Annotated in this window: 23 protein-coding genes; 22 read left to right on the top strand and 1 reads right to left on the bottom strand. The window is 46.1% G+C overall.

Annotated elements, in window-relative coordinates; all coding sequences use genetic code 11:
- Position 1 precedes the first annotated feature (1 nt).
- The 15 genes from EHQ17_RS13260 to EHQ17_RS13190 all read left to right on the top strand — a co-directional run bounded on the left by EHQ17_RS13260 (position 2) and on the right by EHQ17_RS13190 (position 13,749).
- Positions 2-364, top strand: coding sequence for a response regulator (locus EHQ17_RS13260; protein ID WP_100746017.1), 363 nt, complete (start codon positions 2-4; stop codon positions 362-364).
- A 16-nt stretch (positions 365-380) separates the two neighbouring features.
- Positions 381-1,166 (top strand): segregation and condensation protein A, encoded by a 786-nt coding sequence (locus EHQ17_RS13255; protein ID WP_100746016.1) that lies wholly within the window; start codon positions 381-383, stop codon positions 1,164-1,166.
- The gene (gene scpB, locus EHQ17_RS13250; protein WP_135592108.1) at positions 1,133-1,696 is read left to right on the top strand and encodes an SMC-Scp complex subunit ScpB; all 564 of its coding nucleotides are present in this window, start codon (positions 1,133-1,135) and stop codon (positions 1,694-1,696) included. The genes EHQ17_RS13255 and scpB overlap by 34 nt, the downstream gene beginning before the upstream one ends.
- Entirely contained in the window at positions 1,689-2,780 is a 1,092-nt protein-coding gene (gene pheA, locus EHQ17_RS13245; protein ID WP_135592106.1) for a prephenate dehydratase, read from the top strand. The genes scpB and pheA overlap by 8 nt, the downstream gene beginning before the upstream one ends.
- The gene (locus EHQ17_RS13240; RefSeq protein WP_135592104.1) at positions 2,777-3,694 is read left to right on the top strand and encodes a prephenate dehydrogenase; all 918 of its coding nucleotides are present in this window, start codon (positions 2,777-2,779) and stop codon (positions 3,692-3,694) included. The genes pheA and EHQ17_RS13240 overlap by 4 nt, the downstream gene beginning before the upstream one ends.
- The gene (gene aroA / locus EHQ17_RS13235; RefSeq protein ID WP_135592102.1) at positions 3,675-4,997 is read left to right on the top strand and encodes a 3-phosphoshikimate 1-carboxyvinyltransferase; all 1,323 of its coding nucleotides are present in this window, start codon (positions 3,675-3,677) and stop codon (positions 4,995-4,997) included. The genes EHQ17_RS13240 and aroA overlap by 20 nt, the downstream gene beginning before the upstream one ends.
- Complete coding sequence (gene cmk / locus EHQ17_RS13230) at positions 4,990-5,682, top strand: (d)CMP kinase (RefSeq protein ID WP_135592100.1); 693 nt, start codon at positions 4,990-4,992, stop codon at positions 5,680-5,682. The genes aroA and cmk overlap by 8 nt, the downstream gene beginning before the upstream one ends.
- Positions 5,683-5,733: 51 nt before the next feature.
- Positions 5,734-7,416, top strand: coding sequence for a 30S ribosomal protein S1 (locus tag EHQ17_RS13225; protein WP_135592098.1), 1,683 nt, complete (start codon positions 5,734-5,736; stop codon positions 7,414-7,416).
- A 24-nt stretch (positions 7,417-7,440) separates the two neighbouring features.
- Positions 7,441-8,190: a YfgM family protein gene (locus EHQ17_RS13220; RefSeq protein WP_135592096.1), complete on the top strand. Its 750-nt coding sequence runs from the start codon at positions 7,441-7,443 to the stop codon at positions 8,188-8,190.
- Positions 8,190-8,807: an ATP phosphoribosyltransferase gene (hisG, locus tag EHQ17_RS13215; protein WP_135592094.1), complete on the top strand. Its 618-nt coding sequence runs from the start codon at positions 8,190-8,192 to the stop codon at positions 8,805-8,807. The genes EHQ17_RS13220 and hisG overlap by 1 nt, the downstream gene beginning before the upstream one ends.
- Positions 8,808-9,213: 406 nt before the next feature.
- Positions 9,214-9,414 carry a 50S ribosomal protein L32 gene (rpmF, locus tag EHQ17_RS13210; RefSeq protein WP_100765565.1) on the top strand — a complete coding sequence of 67 codons (201 nt, stop codon included), beginning with the start codon at positions 9,214-9,216 and terminating at the stop codon, positions 9,412-9,414.
- Between the two features lie 5 nt (positions 9,415-9,419).
- Complete coding sequence (gene plsX, locus EHQ17_RS13205; RefSeq protein ID WP_135592092.1) at positions 9,420-10,427, top strand: phosphate acyltransferase PlsX; 1,008 nt, start codon at positions 9,420-9,422, stop codon at positions 10,425-10,427.
- A gap of 105 nt (positions 10,428-10,532) precedes the next feature.
- Entirely contained in the window at positions 10,533-12,119 is a 1,587-nt protein-coding gene (locus tag EHQ17_RS13200; RefSeq protein WP_135592090.1) for a YceK/YidQ family lipoprotein, read from the top strand.
- Between the two features lie 466 nt (positions 12,120-12,585).
- Complete coding sequence (locus EHQ17_RS13195; protein WP_167881209.1) at positions 12,586-13,059, top strand: DUF4303 domain-containing protein; 474 nt, start codon at positions 12,586-12,588, stop codon at positions 13,057-13,059.
- A 171-nt stretch (positions 13,060-13,230) separates the two neighbouring features.
- Entirely contained in the window at positions 13,231-13,749 is a 519-nt protein-coding gene (locus EHQ17_RS13190) for a hypothetical protein (RefSeq protein ID WP_135592086.1), read from the top strand.
- A gap of 17 nt (positions 13,750-13,766) precedes the next feature.
- Here EHQ17_RS13190 and EHQ17_RS13185 read toward each other — a convergent pair whose 3' ends face one another.
- The gene (locus tag EHQ17_RS13185; protein WP_167881208.1) at positions 13,767-14,084 is read right to left on the bottom strand and encodes a hypothetical protein; all 318 of its coding nucleotides are present in this window, start codon (positions 14,082-14,084) and stop codon (positions 13,767-13,769) included.
- Positions 14,085-14,201: 117 nt separating this feature from the next.
- On the opposite strand from EHQ17_RS13185, the gene EHQ17_RS13180 reads away from it, so the two are divergent.
- From EHQ17_RS13180 to acpP, 7 genes are all read left to right on the top strand, one after another.
- Positions 14,202-14,546 carry an ArsR/SmtB family transcription factor gene (locus EHQ17_RS13180; RefSeq protein WP_135592082.1) on the top strand — a complete coding sequence of 115 codons (345 nt, stop codon included), beginning with the start codon at positions 14,202-14,204 and terminating at the stop codon, positions 14,544-14,546.
- Positions 14,546-14,989 (top strand): arsenate reductase ArsC, encoded by a 444-nt coding sequence (locus EHQ17_RS13175; protein ID WP_135592080.1) that lies wholly within the window; start codon positions 14,546-14,548, stop codon positions 14,987-14,989. The genes EHQ17_RS13180 and EHQ17_RS13175 overlap by 1 nt, the downstream gene beginning before the upstream one ends.
- Positions 14,990-14,996: 7 nt before the next feature.
- The gene (locus EHQ17_RS13170) at positions 14,997-15,374 is read left to right on the top strand and encodes a hypothetical protein (protein WP_135592078.1); all 378 of its coding nucleotides are present in this window, start codon (positions 14,997-14,999) and stop codon (positions 15,372-15,374) included.
- Positions 15,371-15,577 carry a hypothetical protein gene (locus tag EHQ17_RS13165; protein ID WP_135592076.1) on the top strand — a complete coding sequence of 69 codons (207 nt, stop codon included), beginning with the start codon at positions 15,371-15,373 and terminating at the stop codon, positions 15,575-15,577. Before EHQ17_RS13170 ends, EHQ17_RS13165 begins: the two co-directional genes overlap by 4 nt.
- Positions 15,574-16,851, top strand: coding sequence for a circularly permuted ATPgrasp domain protein (locus EHQ17_RS13160; protein WP_135592074.1), 1,278 nt, complete (start codon positions 15,574-15,576; stop codon positions 16,849-16,851). The genes EHQ17_RS13165 and EHQ17_RS13160 overlap by 4 nt, the downstream gene beginning before the upstream one ends.
- 240 nt (positions 16,852-17,091) lie before the next feature.
- Entirely contained in the window at positions 17,092-17,856 is a 765-nt protein-coding gene (gene fabG / locus EHQ17_RS13150) for a 3-oxoacyl-[acyl-carrier-protein] reductase (protein ID WP_135592070.1), read from the top strand.
- A gap of 423 nt (positions 17,857-18,279) precedes the next feature.
- Positions 18,280-18,513 (top strand): acyl carrier protein, encoded by a 234-nt coding sequence (gene acpP, locus EHQ17_RS13145; protein WP_000753030.1) that lies wholly within the window; start codon positions 18,280-18,282, stop codon positions 18,511-18,513.
- Positions 18,514-18,559 lie beyond the last annotated feature (46 nt).

Here is an 18,559-nt window from a genome sequence, read left to right as displayed (position 1 = left end):
TATGGCCAGAATTCTCGTTGTGGATGACGCCAAATTCATGAGAACCATGGTAAAAGACGCCTTGACCCAAACCGGTCACGAGATCGTAGGCGAAGCCGAAAACGGAAATATCGCGGTGGAGCAATACAAGTCTCTCAAACCCGATTTAGTCACGATGGATATTACGATGCGGGAAAAAGACGGAATCGAAGCGGCGCAGGAGATTTTCAAAATGGACGCGAAGGCGAGAATCATCATGGTTACCGCTCTCGGCCAGGAAGATCTACTCGCTAAGGCGATCAAAATGGGCGTGAAAGATTTCGTGGTAAAACCCTTTTCTCCGGAACGACTGCAACAAGCGGCGGACAAAGCGCTCAATTCCTAAGGCAGATTTCTTTTGAATGGAGAACGAAGATTCCGGTAAGTCCTTTGTAGTTCAATGGAACAATTCCGAAGGCGGTTTGACCGAAGGGCCCTTGTCCGTTCTCTGGAGTTTGATCGAAAGTTACAAAGTAGATATCTTTGATGTTTCTCTCTCTCGCATCACCCGGGATTTTCTAAGTTTTCTGCGCATTTCCGAAACTCTCTCTTTGGAACTCAGCGCGGAATACGCCCTGATGGCCGCCAATCTCATTTATCTTAAATCCAAGGCTTTGTTGCCCGATCCGGGTTTTGAAGAGGAGGACTATGAACCTCCGCTTCCGCCCGAGCTTGTGGAAAAACTTTTAGAACATAAAAAATTCCAACTTACCGCTAAACGACTTTCGGACATCGACCAAACGCAATCGGGCGTTTTTCGCAGAGAATCCAACGTCACCTTGGACGAGGAAGACAACTGGTTGGACGTTTCTCTTTTGGATCTGATTTCCGCATTCCATGAAGTTTTGGAATCCCAAACTTCCGAAGCAGAAATTCCCACCTTACTCACCGCGCCGCATCGGTTCACCGTAGAGGAAAAAATGGAAAAAATCCTTTCTTCTCTTCGGGAAAAAAAAGAAGTCTCTTTTCCGGAATTATTCGAGAAGGAACAACCCGAAAAAGCAGAAATCGTTGCCACTTTTCTGGCATTGCTGGAACTAAGTAAGCAGAGGATTCTCCGAGCCAAACAGCACAAACTGTTCGGGGAAATCCGTTTATTTCTGGTAGAGGGACAGTGGAACGGGACAGAGCAGCACTCAAAGGATTGATCGAGGCCTTACTTTTCGTTTCCGGTGAACCCTTAAAATTGGCGAGTATCGCCAAGTCGGCAGGAATCGAAAAAACGGAAGCTCGGGAAATTTTGGACGAACTCGTTCTGGATTACTCGGAAAAAAGCGGAGGGTTTCTTTTAAAGGAAATCGCCGGAGCCTATCAGTTCGTAACGAACGAAAGTTTCGCGGAACTTCTCGGAAATATCTTCAAAGAAAAAAGAAGAGAACAACTTTCCAAATCCAGTTTGGATACGCTCGCCATCGTCGCCTACAAACAACCCATCACTCTTCCCGAAATCGACGAGATTCGAGGCGTTTCTTCGAGGGCGATGGTCACTTCTCTCATTTCCAAAAAATTGATCAAACCGATCGGAAACAAGGAAGTTCCGGGAAGACCGGCCCTGTACGGAACCACGAAAGAATTCTTGATTCATTTCGGATTGAATAAACTATCGGATCTTCCGGCTCCCGTAGAAGTGAAAGAGCTGAAATTCGAAAACCTGGACGATCTGCTCGAAAATGAGTGACTTAGATCAAAGACTGAAAACATTCCGCGACCAAATCGATTCTCTCGATCGCGATATCGTAAAAGCGATCCAAAACCGCGCCGAATTTGCCTCCAAGATCGGAGAAATCAAACGGGAACGAAACGAGCCGGTGTTCCGACCCGATCGGGAAAAGGAAGTTTACGAAAAGATAAAGTCTTTGAGCGAAGGCCCTTTGCCAGACAAGGTTCTGCTTGCGATTTATCGCGAGATCATGTCGGGATCGATTTCCGTGGAAAAAGGATTGGAAGTGGGGTATCTCGGTCCCGCGGGTTCCTTTTCCAATCAGGCGGTTCGCGCTCGTTTCGGATCCTCCATCAACGCGTTGGAATTCAATTCCATTCCGGACGTGTTCCGCGCCGTGGAGACGGATAAAATCGACTACGGGGTGGTTCCCGTGGAAAATTCGAGCGAGGGTTTGGTCAATTCCACACTCGATCAATTTTTAGTTTCGGATCTTCTCATCTACTCGGAACATTATCTTAGAATCAACATCAGTCTTTTGGGATTCGAACACGATCTTTCCAAAATCAAAACGTTGTACGGGATCAAGATCGCCAACTCACAATGTAAAAATTGGCTGGCGGCAAACCTGCCGCACGTGGAAATCGTGGAAACTTCCTCCACCGCCAAAGCGGCGCAAATCGTAGCGGAGAAAAAGACCGGATGCGCGGCGGTCGCTTCCTCCATCGCCGCCGAAATTTACGGACTCAATCTGATCCGCGAATCGATCGAGGATCTCGCGGACAACACGACCCGGTTTCTGATCATCGGAAAAAATCAATGTCCTCCGACCGGAAACGATAAAACTTCGGTCGTATTCTCCTGTCCGGATAAACCGGGGGCCTTGTATCGCGTGCTCAAACCCTTTTTTGATCATCAACTCAATCTTACAAAGATAGAATCCAGACCCACGAGACGGAATTCATGGGAATACAACTTCTTCATCGACTTTAACGGTCATCAAAAGGACGAATCGATCCGTAACGTCCTGGCAAGTCTGAAGGAAAATACCATTTTTCTGAGAGTGCTCGGTTCTTATCCGATGTCTCCGCAAAACCTGTGAAATCCGAATATTCTAATATTCTAATCTATGGATTGGGGCTCATGGGAGCCTCCCTCTCCTTGGCCCTCAAAAAGAAGGGGATCGCCACACGCGTCACGGGCGTCGTCAGTTCCTCTAAAAGCAAGGCAAAGGGGGAAACGCTCGGTTCCGCGGACGAGATTCTTACCTCGGAAGAATTCCATTCCGCCAAACGTTGGGAAGATTACGATTTTATCATATTCGGAGTTCCTGTCGATCTCACGGTCAAACTCATAGCGCAACTTCCTCTGGATTATTCCGGAGTGATCACCGACCTCGGTTCCACGAAAAATCAAATCATTCACGCGGTCGAAGACAGGTTTTCGGGCCCGCACAATTACGTCTCCTCGCATCCCATGTGCGGATCGGAGGAATCGGGGCTCGAGTTCGCCAACGCTTCGTTATACGAAGGAAGGCTTTGTATCTTGACCTCTCCCGACGGAGCGAGGGCGGAAGTGCGGTCTAGTTTGGACACGTTTTGGAAACGTATCGGAATGGAAACGATCGAAATTCCGGCGGATAAACACGACTCCATTCTCTCGTATCTATCACATTCTCCTCATATACTTTCCTCCATCATGGCCGATTGGGCCGCCAATCAAAAAATCGTAAAACGATATACGGACATTTCTCCGATTCCTTTGAACGGAGGAGGGTTCCGGGATATGACCAGAATCGCGGGTTCCAATCCGAAGATGTGGGCCGCGATTTTTTCCTCGAATCAGGAGGAAATCTACAAATCCCTTTTGGACTACCGCGACCGTCTCGATATTATATTAGAAAAATTGAATCCGAAAAACACTCTGAATCCGAAAGAATGGGAGGGTTTTATGGAAACTTCCCGCAGATCCAGGGATTATATTTTGAAGAACCAGGATGATTCCAAGAAACACTAAACTCAAATCCCGGGAAATTACCGTTCCCGGAGATAAATCGTTATCCCATCGTTCCGTTTTATTCGCCGCTCTTTCCAAAGGACGGTCCAAAGTTACGGGATTTCTCGAAGCGGAAGATCCGTTGAACACGATGTCCGCGTTCACCAAACTCGGATTAAACGCAAAAAAGATCGCACCCGGAGAATACGAATTCGAAAGTCCGGGAAAGGAATCTCTCGTTTCGCCTAACGTGGAATTGGATTTCGGAAACGCCGGAACGGGAATCCGTCTTTCGGCGGGACTGATTTGCGGACTGCGGGGAGTGAACGCGACTTTGACAGGCGACGATTCTCTCAAAAAACGTCCGATGGGAAGAATTATCAAACCTCTCACGGCCATGGGCGCCTCGATCGTCGGGCTCGGAGAAAAGGAAACCGCTCCGCTGAAAATCGAAGGGAGAAAATTGAGCGCGTTCCGTTACGAAAGTCCGATCGCGAGCGCGCAGATCAAATCCTGTCTGATGCTCGCGGCGATCGCGTCCGAAACGGAATTGGAATATTCGGAAAACATACTATCCCGCGATCACACCGAAAACATGTTTCGGTTTTTGGGAAACGAGATCGAACGGATCACACCTCTTCGTTTTAAAATCAAACCTCCGTATATTTTGAACGGGGGAGAATTCAAAGTGCCGGGCGATATTTCCTCGGCGGCTTTCTTTTTGGTGCTCGGAGTGTTGGCAAAAGAAGGAAATCTTGTTATCTCCAATATAGGACTCAATCCGGCCAGAACCGGAATTCTCACCGCGCTCGAACTGATGGGAGCGAAGGTGGAAATTCTCAACCGCCGAATCGAATGCGGGGAGCCGGTCGGCGATCTCAAAACGTATCCGTCCGTATTAAAAAAAGCGAATATTCCGGAATCCTTAATCCCGTCGATCATCGACGAGATTCCGATTTTGTCCGTGGCCGGTCTTTTTGCCGAAGGCGGTTTTGAAATCCGTCACGCGGAGGAATTGCGCGCCAAGGAATCGGATCGGATTCATACGATGGTTTCCAATTTCCGCGCGCTCGGAATCGAAGTGGAGGAATATCCTGACGGATACGCGTTAGACGGAACCTCTAAGAAATCCGAAATCGTTTGGGCCGAACTTTCCAAAGGAAAAAAGATTTCCATTCTTTCCCACATGGATCATAGGATCGCGATGAGCTTTTTGATTCTTAAGAGCCTTTCGGGGTTTTCGCTCGAAATCGACGAAACTTCCTGGATCGAAACTTCTTTTCCCGGATTCGAAACCTTACTTCGAGGATGTCTTTATGAATGAGAATGTGATCGCACTCGACGGTCCGGCGGGTTCGGGCAAAAGTACGGTGGCGCGTAAAATCGCCGAAACGATCGGATTCAATTATTTGGACACGGGAGCTTTTTATCGGGCCCTAACTCTTTCTCTTTTTCGATCCTACCAAAAATCGCCTAACAATCGTTCGTTCGAAGAGTGGGTCAAAACCCCCGAAGCGGAACGAGGACTTTCCGAGGTGAAAATCCTCTGCGAGTTTTCCGCGGGAAAAGAAAACAAAATTTTCCTCAACGGAGAGGACGTTTCCTTGTCGATTCGAACCCCCGAAATTACGAGGGAAATCAAACATATCGCAAACCGAAGGATTTACCGGGATTTCGTAAACGAGGAACTTCATTCGCTCGCCAAACTTCATAAATTGATTATGGACGGAAGGGACATCGGCACCGAAGTTTTTCCGGATGCGAAGTTTAAATTTTATCTGACAGCTTCTTCCCGAGTGCGGGCGGATCGTAGGTTTTTACAATTACAAGAACAGGGAATTCCCGCGGACCGGGACGAGATCGAACGGGAGATCATTCTTCGCGACAAATCGGACATGGAACGTGAAATCGCACCTCTCTATCAGGCAAAGGACGCATTCCTGATTGACACTGATCTACTCTCCAAAAATAGTGTAATCAGCAAGATCCTCGAAATTCTGGATCGATGACCCCCAATTTTCCAGACGGATCCAATACATTAGCCGAGTAACCTACGCCCCATGACAAACAAGGAAGAGAAGTCCACTTTTGCAGAAGTATTCAAACAGTGGGAACAATCAATACACGAAGAACCGGAACTCCGGAAAGATCAAGTCGTTGAAGGAAAAATCGTCTCCGTAGACAACGACTACGTTTATGTGGCAATCGAAGGTCTCAAACAAGAAGGCCGTATTCCGAGAGGGGATTTCGACGAAACTCCGGAACGCGGAAATTATGTCTCCGCAATCGTAAAAAGAAAGGAATCTCAGGATTCAGGCTGTATTCTTTCCAAAAAAGAAGCCGACCAAAGAAAAGGTTGGGAAATCGTAAAGGAAGCCTTCAAAAATAGTTATCAAGTCACCGGCCGTTTGGTCAATGAGATCAAAGGCAAAGGATATATCGTAAATGTGGAAGGGGTGGAATTGTTTCTACCGGCTTCTCAGCTCAGTTATAAATTCAAGGAAGGGGAAACCTTCAAAAATAAAGAGCTCGAATTCAAGATCATCGAACTCAACGACCGCACCCGTTCCGGAGTGGTCTCGCGAAAAAAACTTTTAGACGAAGTCAACGAAGAGAAATGGGACGCTCTTCTTCTTACGATCAAAGTCGGAGATAAGGTAAAATCCGTCGTAAGCAAGATCGCTTCGTTCGGCGTTTTCTGCGAAGTGGACGGTGTTACCGGGCTTCTCCGTCAAAGAGATATCTCTTACAAAAAATACGCTCCTTTTAAACAGTATTTCCAAATCGGTCAGGAAGTGGAATTAGTCGTTCTCGAACTCGATAAGGAAAACAACAAACTCGCTCTGGGTCTAAAACAACTCTACGAAGATCCTTGGGTTTGGGCAGAACGTTCCCTGGAAAAAGAGATGGTCATTCGCGGAACCGTAACTTCTCTTACGAAGTTCGGAGCATTCGTCGAATTGAAAGAAGGTCTGGAAGGTTTGATCCATACTTCCGAGTTGGCTTGGTCCAAAAAACCTCCTCAACCAAAAGATATATTAAAAAAAGGGCAAGAAGTAGAAGCTCTGGTTTTGGACATCGACTTCAAAAACAGAAGACTTTCTCTCGGCTTAAAACAACTTCAACCGAACCCTTGGGATCAGTTGAGTCCCGAAATCCGTAGAGGAAACGTTCTCGAAGGTGTGATTACAGGTATTACCAAATACGGTGCGTTCGTTGAAGTGGAAAACGGAATCGAAGGTCTGATCCATATCAGCGATATCACCTGGGACGAGAAGGCGAGCAATCCTACTTCTCAACTCAAAAAAGGCGACACCGTAAAATACATGATCCTCGACGTAAACTTGGACGCGCAGAGAATTTCCTGCGGGCTCAAGCAGCTCCTCGAAAATCCGTATGAAATCTTCCGCAACGAACATCCGATCGGAACCATCGTGGAAGGAAAAATCAAGTCCATCAAAGAATTCGGAATTTTCGTGGAAGTCGCACCCGGAATCGAAGGATTGGTCCATATCTCCGAAGTTCCGAACGGAAGAGAAGCCAATCTCCTCGAGCTTTATAAACCGGACGAAATCGTGAAAACCGCAGTCATCAAAGTGGACGTGAAGAACAAAAAAATCTCTTTGTCCATCAAAGACTTCGATAAGGCTCTGGAACGAGAGGAAATGTCCAAATATCTCAAAACTTCCGACGCTCCTTCGCGCGAAAGTTTGGGAAGTTTCCTGAATACTTCTCTCCGTTAAGAATCTTAGAACGAAGGATTGGGTATGAAACGCTACGACGCAGCAGCTCGGACGACGGCCAAAGAAGTGAACGTGGATCCGTACGCGGACTTCCAAGGTAGTAAAATGGAATTGGCTTTGATTCGATTTTTCAGAGCGATTTCGTCCCGGATCAAGGAAGTTTTGATCGGAGCGGGTGCGATTTTCGTAATCGTTCTCGCCTTTGTCGTTTACGTTCAATACCAGGAATCGCAATTCGAAGCGGGAACGATCGCCTTGGAAGCGTTGGATAAAAAATTTCGAACCAATCCGACCATCGACTTAAAGGAAAAAATCAAATCCTATGAGGAAGTTGCGGCGCAGTATTCTTCGAACAAGTTGCAACTTCGTTTGGCGAAGATCCTCTCGGATTTGTATGCGCGCAACGGAGAATTCCAAAAAGCGGCCGACAAGATGGAATGGGCCGGCAAAAAAATCGACGAACCGGCTCCCATTAAGGCGTATTATTTTTATCTCGCGGGGAATTTGCGCGAGCGAGAAGGGAATTTCACGTTAGCCGAAACCGATTTTCAAACCGCTTCCGCTTTGCTTGCGAATACGAGGGAAGCCAACGGATTTCTGGCGTGGAGTTTGTATCAAACCGGAAGGATGCAGATGAAAAACGGGAAAAAGGTCGAGGCAGCCGAATCGTTGAAGAAGGTTTTGGATCAGGAAATAAAAACTCCGGCCAGCGATTACAACACCGTAAAACAATACGCCACATTCCTCCTCATACAACTCAATCAGAAGGGCTGATGCTCACGCTGGCTTTGCCGAAAGGAAGACTCGCCGAGGAAAGCATCGACCTGATGATTTCCAAGGGTTGGTTGTCTTCCAGACCGGATCACAATTCCAAAGAACTCATCTACAATGATCCGATGGGAAGAATTCGAATTCTTCTCGTAAGATCCCAGGACGTGGCCACGTATGTGGAACAATGCGCCGCCGATGCGGGAATTTGCGGTTGGGACGTTCTCAAGGAAGGCGGTTACGATCTCGCGACTCCCTTGGATTTAAAAATCGGAAAATGCAGACTTTCGCTCGCCGCTCCGGAAGGATATACGCTCGAAGCCCGTCATCGAAAGATACGCGTGGCGACCAAATATCCCAATTTGGCACGGGAATTTTTCTTCCATAAGGGATTATCCTGTGAGATTTTCAAACTCTACGGAAGCATCGAATTGGCGCCGCTCGTGGGACTTTCGGATTGTATCGTGGACTTGGTTTCCACCGGCGGAACTCTGAAGGCAAACGGGCTCAAAGAGTTGGACATAATTTTAGAATCTTCGGCCCGTCTTGTCTGGAATCGTTCTTCTTTGTACGGAAAACGAACGGAAGCGGTGAACTTTATGGAATCTCTGTCCAACGGCTAACGGCTCCTAATCGGAGGAGGCGTTGCGCCGACGGTTTCCTCGTGCGCAATCCAGGAAGAAGACTTCCGCCTGGGACACGGATCGGAGGGAAGTTCCCTTTTTTTGAAACGGGGATTCTAATCGACCACAACGAATGTGGGAACTCACGCAAAAATAACCAGAGAAACGACTGACTCCGATCCAGGAAAAAACGAACTTCCCAAAGGACAAACGATCTCGATCGCCCGGCCGAATAAAAAACGATTTCTCGGGGAGGGTTCGTTCTTTGAGGGAGGCTCGGATACAACGAAACTTCGCTTTTCGTCCAAAAGATTCCCCGTTCTTGCCGTATCAGCGAAATAATGGTTGAGCATTCACCTCCTCAAAAAACTATTGTCTAACAATTCAATTTCCCAAGAGGAAAGCAATGGCAGTTCCGAAAAGACGAAAATCGAAATCAAAAGTTAGAACAAAACGGGCCCATCATGCCATCGGTAAGCCGAATTTGGTGCCTTGCCCTAACTGTCAATCCTACAGACTTCCCCATAGAATCTGCCCAACTTGCGGATTTTATAAAACCGGAGTCGTTTTAGAGCCGAAAGTTAAAAAGCCTAAAGAAGAAAATTAATTCTTATGATGTGGGTCGCCGTCGATGTAATGAGCGGCGATTACGGGCCGGAGAAAATCATCGAAGGCGCCGTAAATGCCGTAAACCAGGATGGGGCCAACGTCGTACTGGTGGGCAAAGAAGAAGAGATCGGGGAAATTCTCCTTAAATTCGAATACGACACAAATAAAATAAGAATCCAGCACGCTTCGGAAATCATCGATATGAACGATTCTCCGTCGATCGCGGTGCGAACTCTTCAGGATTCTTCCGTCGTCCAAGCAACACAACTCGTAGCGGATAAGACCTGCGTGGGAATGTTTTCTCCCGGAAACACGGGAGCGACCATGGCCTCGGCGCTTTTGTATCTCGGAAGAATTCCCGGGGTTTTGCGTCCGCCGATCGCCGCCCCGATTCCGCAAGAAAACGGTCCTCCCATGCTTTTGTTGGACGCCGGGGCAAACGTCGATTGTAAACCCGATTATCTGGCTCAGTTCGCCGTAATGGGAGAAATTTATTCAAAGCTAATATTCAATATTTCTAATCCTAAAGTCGGAGTCCTTTCCAACGGAGAAGAGGATAAAAAGGGAAACGCCGTCTCTCTTAAGGCGTTCGAGATGATCAAAAAACTTCCGATCAACTTCGTCGGAAACGTGGAAGGAAGGGATCTTTACGGGAGCGGCAAGGACGTGGACGTGGTCGTCTGCGACGGTTTCGTAGGAAATATCGTCCTTAAGGCCACGGAGGGTCTTTCCAAATCCATCTTCAACGTTCTTCGGGAAAGTATCAAACAATCCAGTCTGGCTCAAACCGGAGCGCTTCTTTTAAAACCTACGTTCGGTGCGATTAAAAAGCGTCTCGATTACGCCGAATACGGCGGGGCTTTGTTGCTCGGCGTAGACGGAATTTGTTTAATCGGTCACGGTTCGTCCAACGCGCTCGCTGTTCAAAGCGCGGTGCGGGTCGTAATCGAATGCGCCGAACGCCAGATCAACGAACGGATCGCGGCGGATCTTAAAAAATACAATATCTGATCGATTTCGAAACCGAATCGGTTCGAAAACTTCCGTGTTTTCTTTTTCGAAATAAGATTATAATCTGAAGAGATACTCGGTAAAATCATTGTAACGTAAGATACGATGATCCGCTCGATTCTTCCATTTTTGAATCGTTTCCTTTTAAAGATAACGGTCACAATCCTAATCGTTCTGCATACAAGTTGTATGACGACGTCCGTCGTCCTTCACGCCGTCGAAAGGGACGACGTTATTTTTCCCTATCAAGGTAGTCTCACCGATGTGGCCATAATTTTCTTCGGACCTACGGGTAAGGTTTTTTCCGGTAGGGAAGGAAGTTGGCTGATTTGGTGTTTTGTCTTCATCGATTTGCCGTTTTCCTTAGTGTTGGATACGTTGTTATTACCAGGAATCATTCCCTATTATTTTTACGTTCACTCCGGAAGTCCCGGCTCGCAAAAGGCGCGTTATGAAAAATGGAACAAAAAAATATTCACCTTCAGAAATGAAAATCCGGCGTATGACGATCTGAGATCCGCCATCAGAAATAACGATCCGATCGTTTTACGAAAAATTTTGGATTCTTCGGACATAGTTTCCTTGGAGGAAAAAATTCAGAGTTTGCAGGAAGATAATTCGCTTCCCGGTGCGCACGCGCATATCGATTCTAACTTGAAAAATCCCGAATCTTGGTTCCTTCCGCAAGGGGATCCCGATTCTCGATGGAAAAACTATTCCTGGAATCAGATTAGTATCATTGAATATTCGCCGAGCGTCTTTTATAGTAAAGAAGCTGATATTCGGAGACAGTCGAATCGAGTGGAAACTTTAAGTCTACTCTACGGCGAGTTTCAAAAAAAAGCGAGTTTGGAAAAACGATTTTACGAGAAGGTCTGGAAGCCTTTTTTTTCTACCGAGATCATTTCATATGATCCTTCCGTGATTCACAATCTTTCGCAGCGGTTCGACGACAGGGAAAAGTTTTACGATTTACTGGATCGTAGGATTTTCGAAAAAAACTCGTTAACCAGGGATCATAAATTCTGGCAGGATCGGCTTCTTCTGTTATTGGAATTGTATCATAAAATTCCCGCCGATCTAAACGCGACGAGAGAAAAATTTAAGAACGAACTTTGGAAGAAGGCTATTTCTTCCGGTCTGATCGTTCACTCTCTTCCGGCCTTACGGATGGCTTTTCAGGATTTTCCTTCCGAAACCCAAAAGTCGATTCGCATTTTATTTCGCGAGGCCTCCGGTCTCGATGATATTTCTACGATGAATCTCATCGAAAAAAATATCCGAGAATCCAAAGGATTCATCATCGATAGAGAAGACTTGGTTTTGATTCTGCGGTATCCGAAAATTCTGGAAAAACTGATTCAAGTTGGGTTGGACCCGAATCTCATCCTAAAATCAAAAAAAACTTTGGTAAGAGACGGTCAAAAAACGGAACTCGAAGAACAAGAATCTTTGCTTTTTCTTAACTTTCTCGATACGGCGGATGAGGACGCTTCCGTCGAATCGTTCCGGGTTTTATTAAATTACGGCGCCGACTTAGACTTGGGCGTGCGCCGATACGATTCTTGGGACGGACACGAGTTCGTCTTTTATCCGAGAAATGTTTTGTTTCCTGCGTCTTCCGTTCCTTCTAAAATCATGAGGCGTAAACAGAAACTCTGGGAAGGTCGGAAAGCCGCGATTACGCGGTGAGTAGAACGGATCGAGGTTTGGTTGTGTTCACAGGCGCCGAACGTCGGTCCACGAACGGCTCTGGCGAATCGGGGATACGATTTATTCTCTGCCCTTTCTCGTATCGGTTCCGATTTTTTCGGAGCATTTCCGGTCCGCAGTGAAGGAGGTCTCTCTTTTCATTCAGCGAGTTCCGATTCTATATTTTGATTCGAGTAGGGCGTTCTTTCGAACGTTGTTCGCGATGGAAGTTCCTCGTTGAATTTTCCCTTTTTATGCGATGCAAAAAATGGTCAAAGACGTATAACGTTCCTTTTTCAGGCGCGACCGTTCGATGCGTCTAACGTCTGCGCGTTGCAAAAAAAGTAGGGAGGGTTTCGAGTGAATTATAAAATAAAATACACGTTATTCGAAATTCCGTAAAAAAGAATCAAAAATTATACCGCCACTTGTAGAAAACAAAAGAACTGAAAGCAGGATGGGCTCTATGTTTGACGTAAAGAAATTGGCGGACTTTGCACAAGCGGAAATCGAAAGATTCTCGCAGGAACACCAAGGAGAAATTTTTTACGCGTTTGCGATCGATGAAAGCAGGCTTTGTCTGAATTCCGTGGGTCATTTTGAAAAAGCACTGAAGGAGCTTGCGGTGCAGTCTCCTCGATACTACGACTCTCCGGAAAAAATCATGACTCTTCGGAATAATCCCTATCGCTGGGCCTATCACGGTTTTTCCTGCTTCCGTTCTTTAAACAGGGGATTTCAAGCTCCTTTTGACGATACTCTTTTCGAAGAACACAGTCGTCTGGAAGAGGGGGCTCGTCAGGAGAGCGCATACGCGAAAGCTATGGATGAGGTTCTGAACATTCTGCAAAGCAGAGGGGTTTTCGACACATTGAACACCACGAAGGATTTTAAGATCGGACGAGCGGAATTGGATTCTAAAACCCTTATTTTCCGTTAGACGAAACAGCAGCGATTTTATTTCGAATTTTCGAAAATGCCGTTTAACAATTATTAGGCGGCATTTGCCGAAGCGAATTTTTTATCCGTCGGTATCCGCCGTTTTAATTCGAAGACGGACGTTTGCCGGCTTTGCCGGATACGAAAATCGAATTCTAATGTAGGTATTTTTTTGAACCCACCACCCGATCCAGTTTCCGTCCCGGGCGAACTCGCTCCCCGTTCGACGCGCATCTTTGGTTTAGACCTTGTCTTTTTATACGTTAACTTTTCGTTTATCGCTTTATTTCATCGATTTTGGGGAGTCGTTTCCGTTTCGGAGGACGGACTGGGTTTGCCTTGGTTGCTTCCGATCTCTATTATACTTTTGTTATGTTTTACCTTCGTCGATGTTTGGCTTCTTTTAGAAAAACCTGCCCCGCGTCCGTTTCGTTTGCTCGTTGTAATTTTGGTTTTATTCGAAATCTTTTTGGAGTTGGCGGGTCTTTCCCGGTGGATCGTTTTTCTTTGGGATACGTTTCAAAGAGCCTCGGAGAGTTTAGAAGAGGGGGCGGGACCTGGCTGGGAAGGCTTTCGAACGGAATTACGACAGATTCTATCGGGGGCCGTTTTGGTTTTTATTTTCGTAAAAACCGCAATTCGTCTTATCTGGAATTGGTTTTGGGCTAAGAGCGTTTTTTCTTTGCGTTGACTGCAATCGTTTTGTAGTCATTGGCCTGGATTGAGGAGCCCCTGTTGGATTTGTGTGAGTTCCCACGTTTTGTTGTAAGTGGGCCGGATTTGTGTGAGTTCCCACGTTTTGTTGTAAGTGGGTTGGATTCGTGTGAGTTCCCACGTTTCGTTGTAAGCAGGTTGGATTCGTGTGAGTTCCCACATTTCGTTGTAAGCAGGTTGGATTCGTGTGAGTTCCCACATTTCGTTGTAAGCAGGTTGGATTTGTGTGAGTTCCCACGTTTCGTTGTAAGTGGGTTGGATTCGTGTGAGTTCCCACGCATTCCGCTCTCCCCAGTTTTTACAAGATCCCAAGAAAAACAGCTCTTTTGAAGGCGTTTTTCGAATTTCAATTCCCGTGAGCAGAAGGGGAACGAGGGGCAGCGCTTAAAAAACAGTTGCATTTATTATCGTATATTTACGATATACAATATGGCACTCAATAAAAAGGCGGAATTTTCGGAAGACACAAGAGTCCTCGCGGAATTTTCGAAAGCCCTCGCGCATCCGGCTCGTTTGGCGATTCTACAGACGATTGCGGAACGGAACGAATGTATCTGCGGGGAGATCGTGGACGTTTTGCCCTTGGCGCAAGCTACGGTCTCGCAACACCTTCGCGAATTGAAAGAGATCGGTTTGATCCAAGGCGAAATCGAAGGTAAAAAGTCGTGTTACTGCGTCCGTTGGGCTCGTTTACAAGAGTTGGAAACGGCCCTTCTTTCCTTTTTGGAAAATTTAAAACGTTATAAGAAGCCTTTGGTCGAGGATTGTTGCTGATGAAAAAATCCAAAATTTTAGTTCTATGTACGGGCAATAGTTGTAGAAGTCAAATCGCCGAAGGTTGGCTTAGGCATTATGCGGGTGCAGCCTCGGATATCTACAGCGCGGGAATCGAAACACACGGGGTGAATCCTCGCGCGGTTGCCACGATGAAAGAAGCCGGAATCGATATATCCGGTCATACTTCCAATCATATAAACGAATATCGTAATTTAGAATTCGATTATATTCTTACCGTCTGCGATCACGCAAGGGAGAATTGTCCGTATTTCCCTTCCAAAGCCTTGCGATTTCATCGAAACTTTCCCGATCCGGCCAAAGTAGTCGGTTCGGAAGCGCAAATCGAAAACGAATTTAGAACCGTTCGAGAAATGATTCGAGAATATTCTTTGAATTTACTTCGAGAGTTGAATTTAATCTCCGATCCGGTTCAGGATTGAGTCAAGAGTGAAACGGAAATTCGGTTTCGTAAGTCCTTATCTTACTCTTTGGATTTTTACTTTCATGGATGTCGGGATCGTATTCGGAAAAATTCTCCCCTATTTAGGAAATCCTTTTTTTTCGTCGATTCCGGCGCGGTTTTCCCTGATTCTATATCGAGGAAAAAAATGGAGTCAAGAGGAATTGACTTCGTTCGTTTTTCCGATGACCTTGATCACGTTTTCGTTCGCGATTTTTTTTACGTTTATTCCCGAAGAAAAACCGGTTTTTATAACTCCCGCCGACACATTCATCGTTGCGGTTCCTTCGGTTTTCTGCTTCTTGATCCCGTTTTTGATCAGTTTCGAAATCGGGAATATTATGAATCTGGAATATTTAATATGACTTCGATCGAGTTCTCCTCGGCAGGAAATTATCTAGAACTCACCGTTTCCGTCAATCGAAGTGTTTACGGAATCGCAAACGGGCAAACATTCTTCGGGATGATCGGACGTTTGATCGAAGTTCCGGCTCTGATTCTTTTGGTCAGGGGCGCAATTATGTTTCGTAAAAAATGGTTTTTCACGTCTTCGGAGGCCGAATTATGACCACCATCTCAAAATTTATGAATCGGGAATGCCAGTGTGTTACCCTGGAAAAAACGGTTTTGGAAGAGGTATTTCATTCCAAAATTCTAAATACGAAAGGTGCGGAACGTCTGGACGCGGCCGTTTTGTCCGAACGTTTTTTTTCTCAGAGTGCCTCATTTTTGGATCCTAAGGACTTAAACGTTATACGAAACAGCGTTTCAACGTTTCAAAGAGTTCTGAAAAACGAATCCGTTCGCCGTGAACTTCTCCGTGAATTTCCGGAACGGCTGAAGGAGCGATTTTCAGAAGGAGGCGTTTTTTTGAGTTTTGATTTTCACCTTACCGACTTCGGTCCGAAATTGATCGAAATCAATACGAACGCGGGAGGTGCTTTTCTTCAAAAAAAATTGGTGGAAGCTCAGCGGGAATGTTGTTTAGAAGTAAAGGACGCGCTTCCTACAAAAGATGAAATCGACGCAATCGAACCTTCTTTTTTGCGTACCTTTTTCCAAGAATGGAAGGACGCCGACCGAAACGGTTTTCCGCGCTTTATCGCCATCGTGGATGAACATCCCGAGGAACAATTTCTTTATCCAGAATTTCTTCTATTCCGCGATTTGTTTCTGAGTCACGGCATCGATTCCGAAATTTTATCTCCCGATTCGTTTCAAACGATGGAAGACGGTTCTCTTTTTTCGAACGGAAAGAAGGTCGATCTTATCTACAATCGAATGACGGATTTTTATCTTAGCGAGCCCGGAAATCAACCGATCCGAGACGCTTGGGAAAAACAAACGGTCGTCGTAACTCCCAATCCTCTGGACTACGAACTGTATGCGAAGAAAACGAATTTGATTTTTTGGAATCAAGAAACTTTTTTGAAAACCGCCGGCATCCAAGAAGAGGATCGAAAGATGTTATCTCAGATCGTTCCTTTCACCGGCTACGCAAACGAGGTCGAGCCGGATAAACTTTGGGCCGAAAGAAAAAGATTCTTTTTTAAACCGATTTCCGGTTATGGAAGCAAGGCCGTTTATAAAGGTGAGAAACTCACCAAAGGGACGTTTCAGGAAATTCTTTCCGGGAATTATCTGATTCAGGAACTCGTTCCTCCTTCGGAAAGAATTCTTCTCAACGCGGAGTCGCAACGGGTTCCTTATAAAATGGATCTTCGTGCGTACGTTTTTAGGGAGGAGATCCTACTTTTAGCCGCGCGTTTGTATCAGGGACAAACTACGAATTTTAGAACTCCCGGCGGCGGCTTTTCACCGGTTTATAGTTTGGGTCGGTAGATTGAGGCTCTTTTCGTCGAACTCCTTGTTTGCGTGTGAGAGTTCCCACGTTTCGCGTGTTCGCGGTTTGCCCGCGCTCATTGCTGGTTACTAAATTCCTAAAAAAAGCAGGGAATCACTTCCCTTACAATTAAAACAGAACGGGCGTTCTGTTCGATCGCCATTCCCGCCGTAAAACTCCCTTGACCCTCCGTTCGACCGAAATACTTTAGCCGCAGAGAACCCGAATAGGAAAGAATTATGATCGATTTAAAAGGTAAAAATGCAGTCGTAACCGGAGCCGCGCGCGGAATCGGAAAATCGACCGCTTTGACTCTTGCAAAAGCGGGAGCGAACATCGTTATCGCCGACCTCAACGAGGAATCCAGCAAAGCTACCGCGGAAGAAATCGCAAAACAAACCGGCGTAAAAGCGATCGGCGTAGGAACCAACGTAGCGGATTCTGAATCCGCCGCAAAAGCGATTCAAGCCTGTGTGGACGAATTCGGAACCATCGATATTTTAGTGAACAACGCAGGAATCACGAAAGACACTCTTCTCATGAGAATGAAAAAAGAACAGTGGGACGCGGTGATTGCCGTTAACTTGACGGGAACGTTCAACTGCACGCAAGCGGCTACTAAGTTTATGATGAAAAACCCCAACGGAGGATCGGTAATCAATCTTTCCTCTATCGCGGGTGTAAACGGAAACATAGGACAAACCAACTACTCCGCGTCCAAAGCAGGCGTGATCGGTTTTACCAAAGCGGTCGCTCTGGAAATGGCTTCGCGTAAGGTTCGTTGTAATGCGATCGCTCCCGGATTTATCGCCACCGAAATGACGGACGCGATTCCCGAAAAAATTAGAACCGCCATGGTTGCCGCAATTCCACTGAAACGAGCTGGACTTCCGGAAGATATCGCGAATACGATCGCGTTTCTCGCTTCCGATATTTCCTCTTTTATCACGGGTCAGGTAATCGAGGTGAACGGCGGAGGATTTCTCCCCGGCGCCCAAGGATAAACAATTCACTTCCGCTTCTTTCGCTCCTTTCTTTGGGAGTGGAAGAAGTTTTCCCTCTATTTCCATTCATTCGTTCGAAAAAAGAACCGTTTTCAACGCGTCTTTTTTTTTCGATTCGTATCGTTTCGGTTTTCGAAGTTTAGAATCCGATTCACTCCAAACAAAAATTTCACGCTTCGATTCTAATGAGACAAACGGTTATGGATCCAAACCTCATTCGTTTCAAAAATTTTTTCGACGCAGAAAACGATTCAAAAAAGAATACGAACATACGATGCGAAAGGAGTTTTTTTCCCGAAAAAAAGTATATTGGCTTGCCAAATATTTTCTGAATTAAATCTATAAAATTCGGTGGATTTTATATCCGCCTGACCAAATCTAACAAAAAATCATCATACCACCAAATGTGGTACGGAGGAAACAATGGCAGACTTTGAAAAAGTTAAATCTATCATCGTAGAACAACTTGGAGTGGATGAATCTGAAGTTACACCTGAGGCGCACTTCATCGACGACCTCGGTGCGGACTCTCTGGACACTGTAGAATTAGTAATGGCTCTCGAAGAGGAATTCGGAATCGAAATCTCCGACGAAGACGCTGAGAAAATTCAAACTGTCGGGGATGTAACTAAGTTCATCGACAACCTCAAGTCCTAATCGTTTGAGACTTTCCGGGTTCTTCGCGGAACTCGGAATTCTTTTT

Source organism: Leptospira gomenensis, assembly GCF_004770155.1.
GTDB classification, from domain to species: Bacteria; Spirochaetota; Leptospiria; order Leptospirales; family Leptospiraceae; genus Leptospira; species Leptospira gomenensis.
Note: the sequence above shows the minus strand (reverse complement) of the source record. Positions and strands in the feature narration are given on the sequence as shown.

Bases quoted from the DNA above. Each gene is read 5' to 3' on its own strand.
- EHQ17_RS13260 (WP_100746017.1), top strand. From the start codon at position 2: ATGGCCAGAATTCTCGTTGTGGATGACGCCAAATTCATGAGAACCATG.
- EHQ17_RS13255 (WP_100746016.1), top strand. From the start codon at position 381: ATGGAGAACGAAGATTCCGGTAAGTCCTTTGTAGTTCAATGGAACAAT.
- pheA (WP_135592106.1), top strand. From the start codon at position 1,689: ATGAGTGACTTAGATCAAAGACTGAAAACATTCCGCGACCAAATCGAT.
- aroA (WP_135592102.1), top strand. From the start codon at position 3,675: ATGATTCCAAGAAACACTAAACTCAAATCCCGGGAAATTACCGTTCCC.
- cmk (WP_135592100.1), top strand. From the start codon at position 4,990: ATGAATGAGAATGTGATCGCACTCGACGGTCCGGCGGGTTCGGGCAAA.
- EHQ17_RS13225 (WP_135592098.1), top strand. From the start codon at position 5,734: ATGACAAACAAGGAAGAGAAGTCCACTTTTGCAGAAGTATTCAAACAG.
- EHQ17_RS13220 (WP_135592096.1), top strand. From the start codon at position 7,441: ATGAAACGCTACGACGCAGCAGCTCGGACGACGGCCAAAGAAGTGAAC.
- hisG (WP_135592094.1), top strand. From the start codon at position 8,190: ATGCTCACGCTGGCTTTGCCGAAAGGAAGACTCGCCGAGGAAAGCATC.
- rpmF (WP_100765565.1), top strand. From the start codon at position 9,214: ATGGCAGTTCCGAAAAGACGAAAATCGAAATCAAAAGTTAGAACAAAA.
- plsX (WP_135592092.1), top strand. From the start codon at position 9,420: ATGATGTGGGTCGCCGTCGATGTAATGAGCGGCGATTACGGGCCGGAG.
- EHQ17_RS13200 (WP_135592090.1), top strand. From the start codon at position 10,533: ATGATCCGCTCGATTCTTCCATTTTTGAATCGTTTCCTTTTAAAGATA.
- EHQ17_RS13195 (WP_167881209.1), top strand. From the start codon at position 12,586: ATGTTTGACGTAAAGAAATTGGCGGACTTTGCACAAGCGGAAATCGAA.
- EHQ17_RS13180 (WP_135592082.1), top strand. From the start codon at position 14,202: ATGGCACTCAATAAAAAGGCGGAATTTTCGGAAGACACAAGAGTCCTC.
- EHQ17_RS13175 (WP_135592080.1), top strand. From the start codon at position 14,546: ATGAAAAAATCCAAAATTTTAGTTCTATGTACGGGCAATAGTTGTAGA.
- EHQ17_RS13165 (WP_135592076.1), top strand. From the start codon at position 15,371: ATGACTTCGATCGAGTTCTCCTCGGCAGGAAATTATCTAGAACTCACC.
- EHQ17_RS13160 (WP_135592074.1), top strand. From the start codon at position 15,574: ATGACCACCATCTCAAAATTTATGAATCGGGAATGCCAGTGTGTTACC.
- fabG (WP_135592070.1), top strand. From the start codon at position 17,092: ATGATCGATTTAAAAGGTAAAAATGCAGTCGTAACCGGAGCCGCGCGC.
- acpP (WP_000753030.1), top strand. From the start codon at position 18,280: ATGGCAGACTTTGAAAAAGTTAAATCTATCATCGTAGAACAACTTGGA.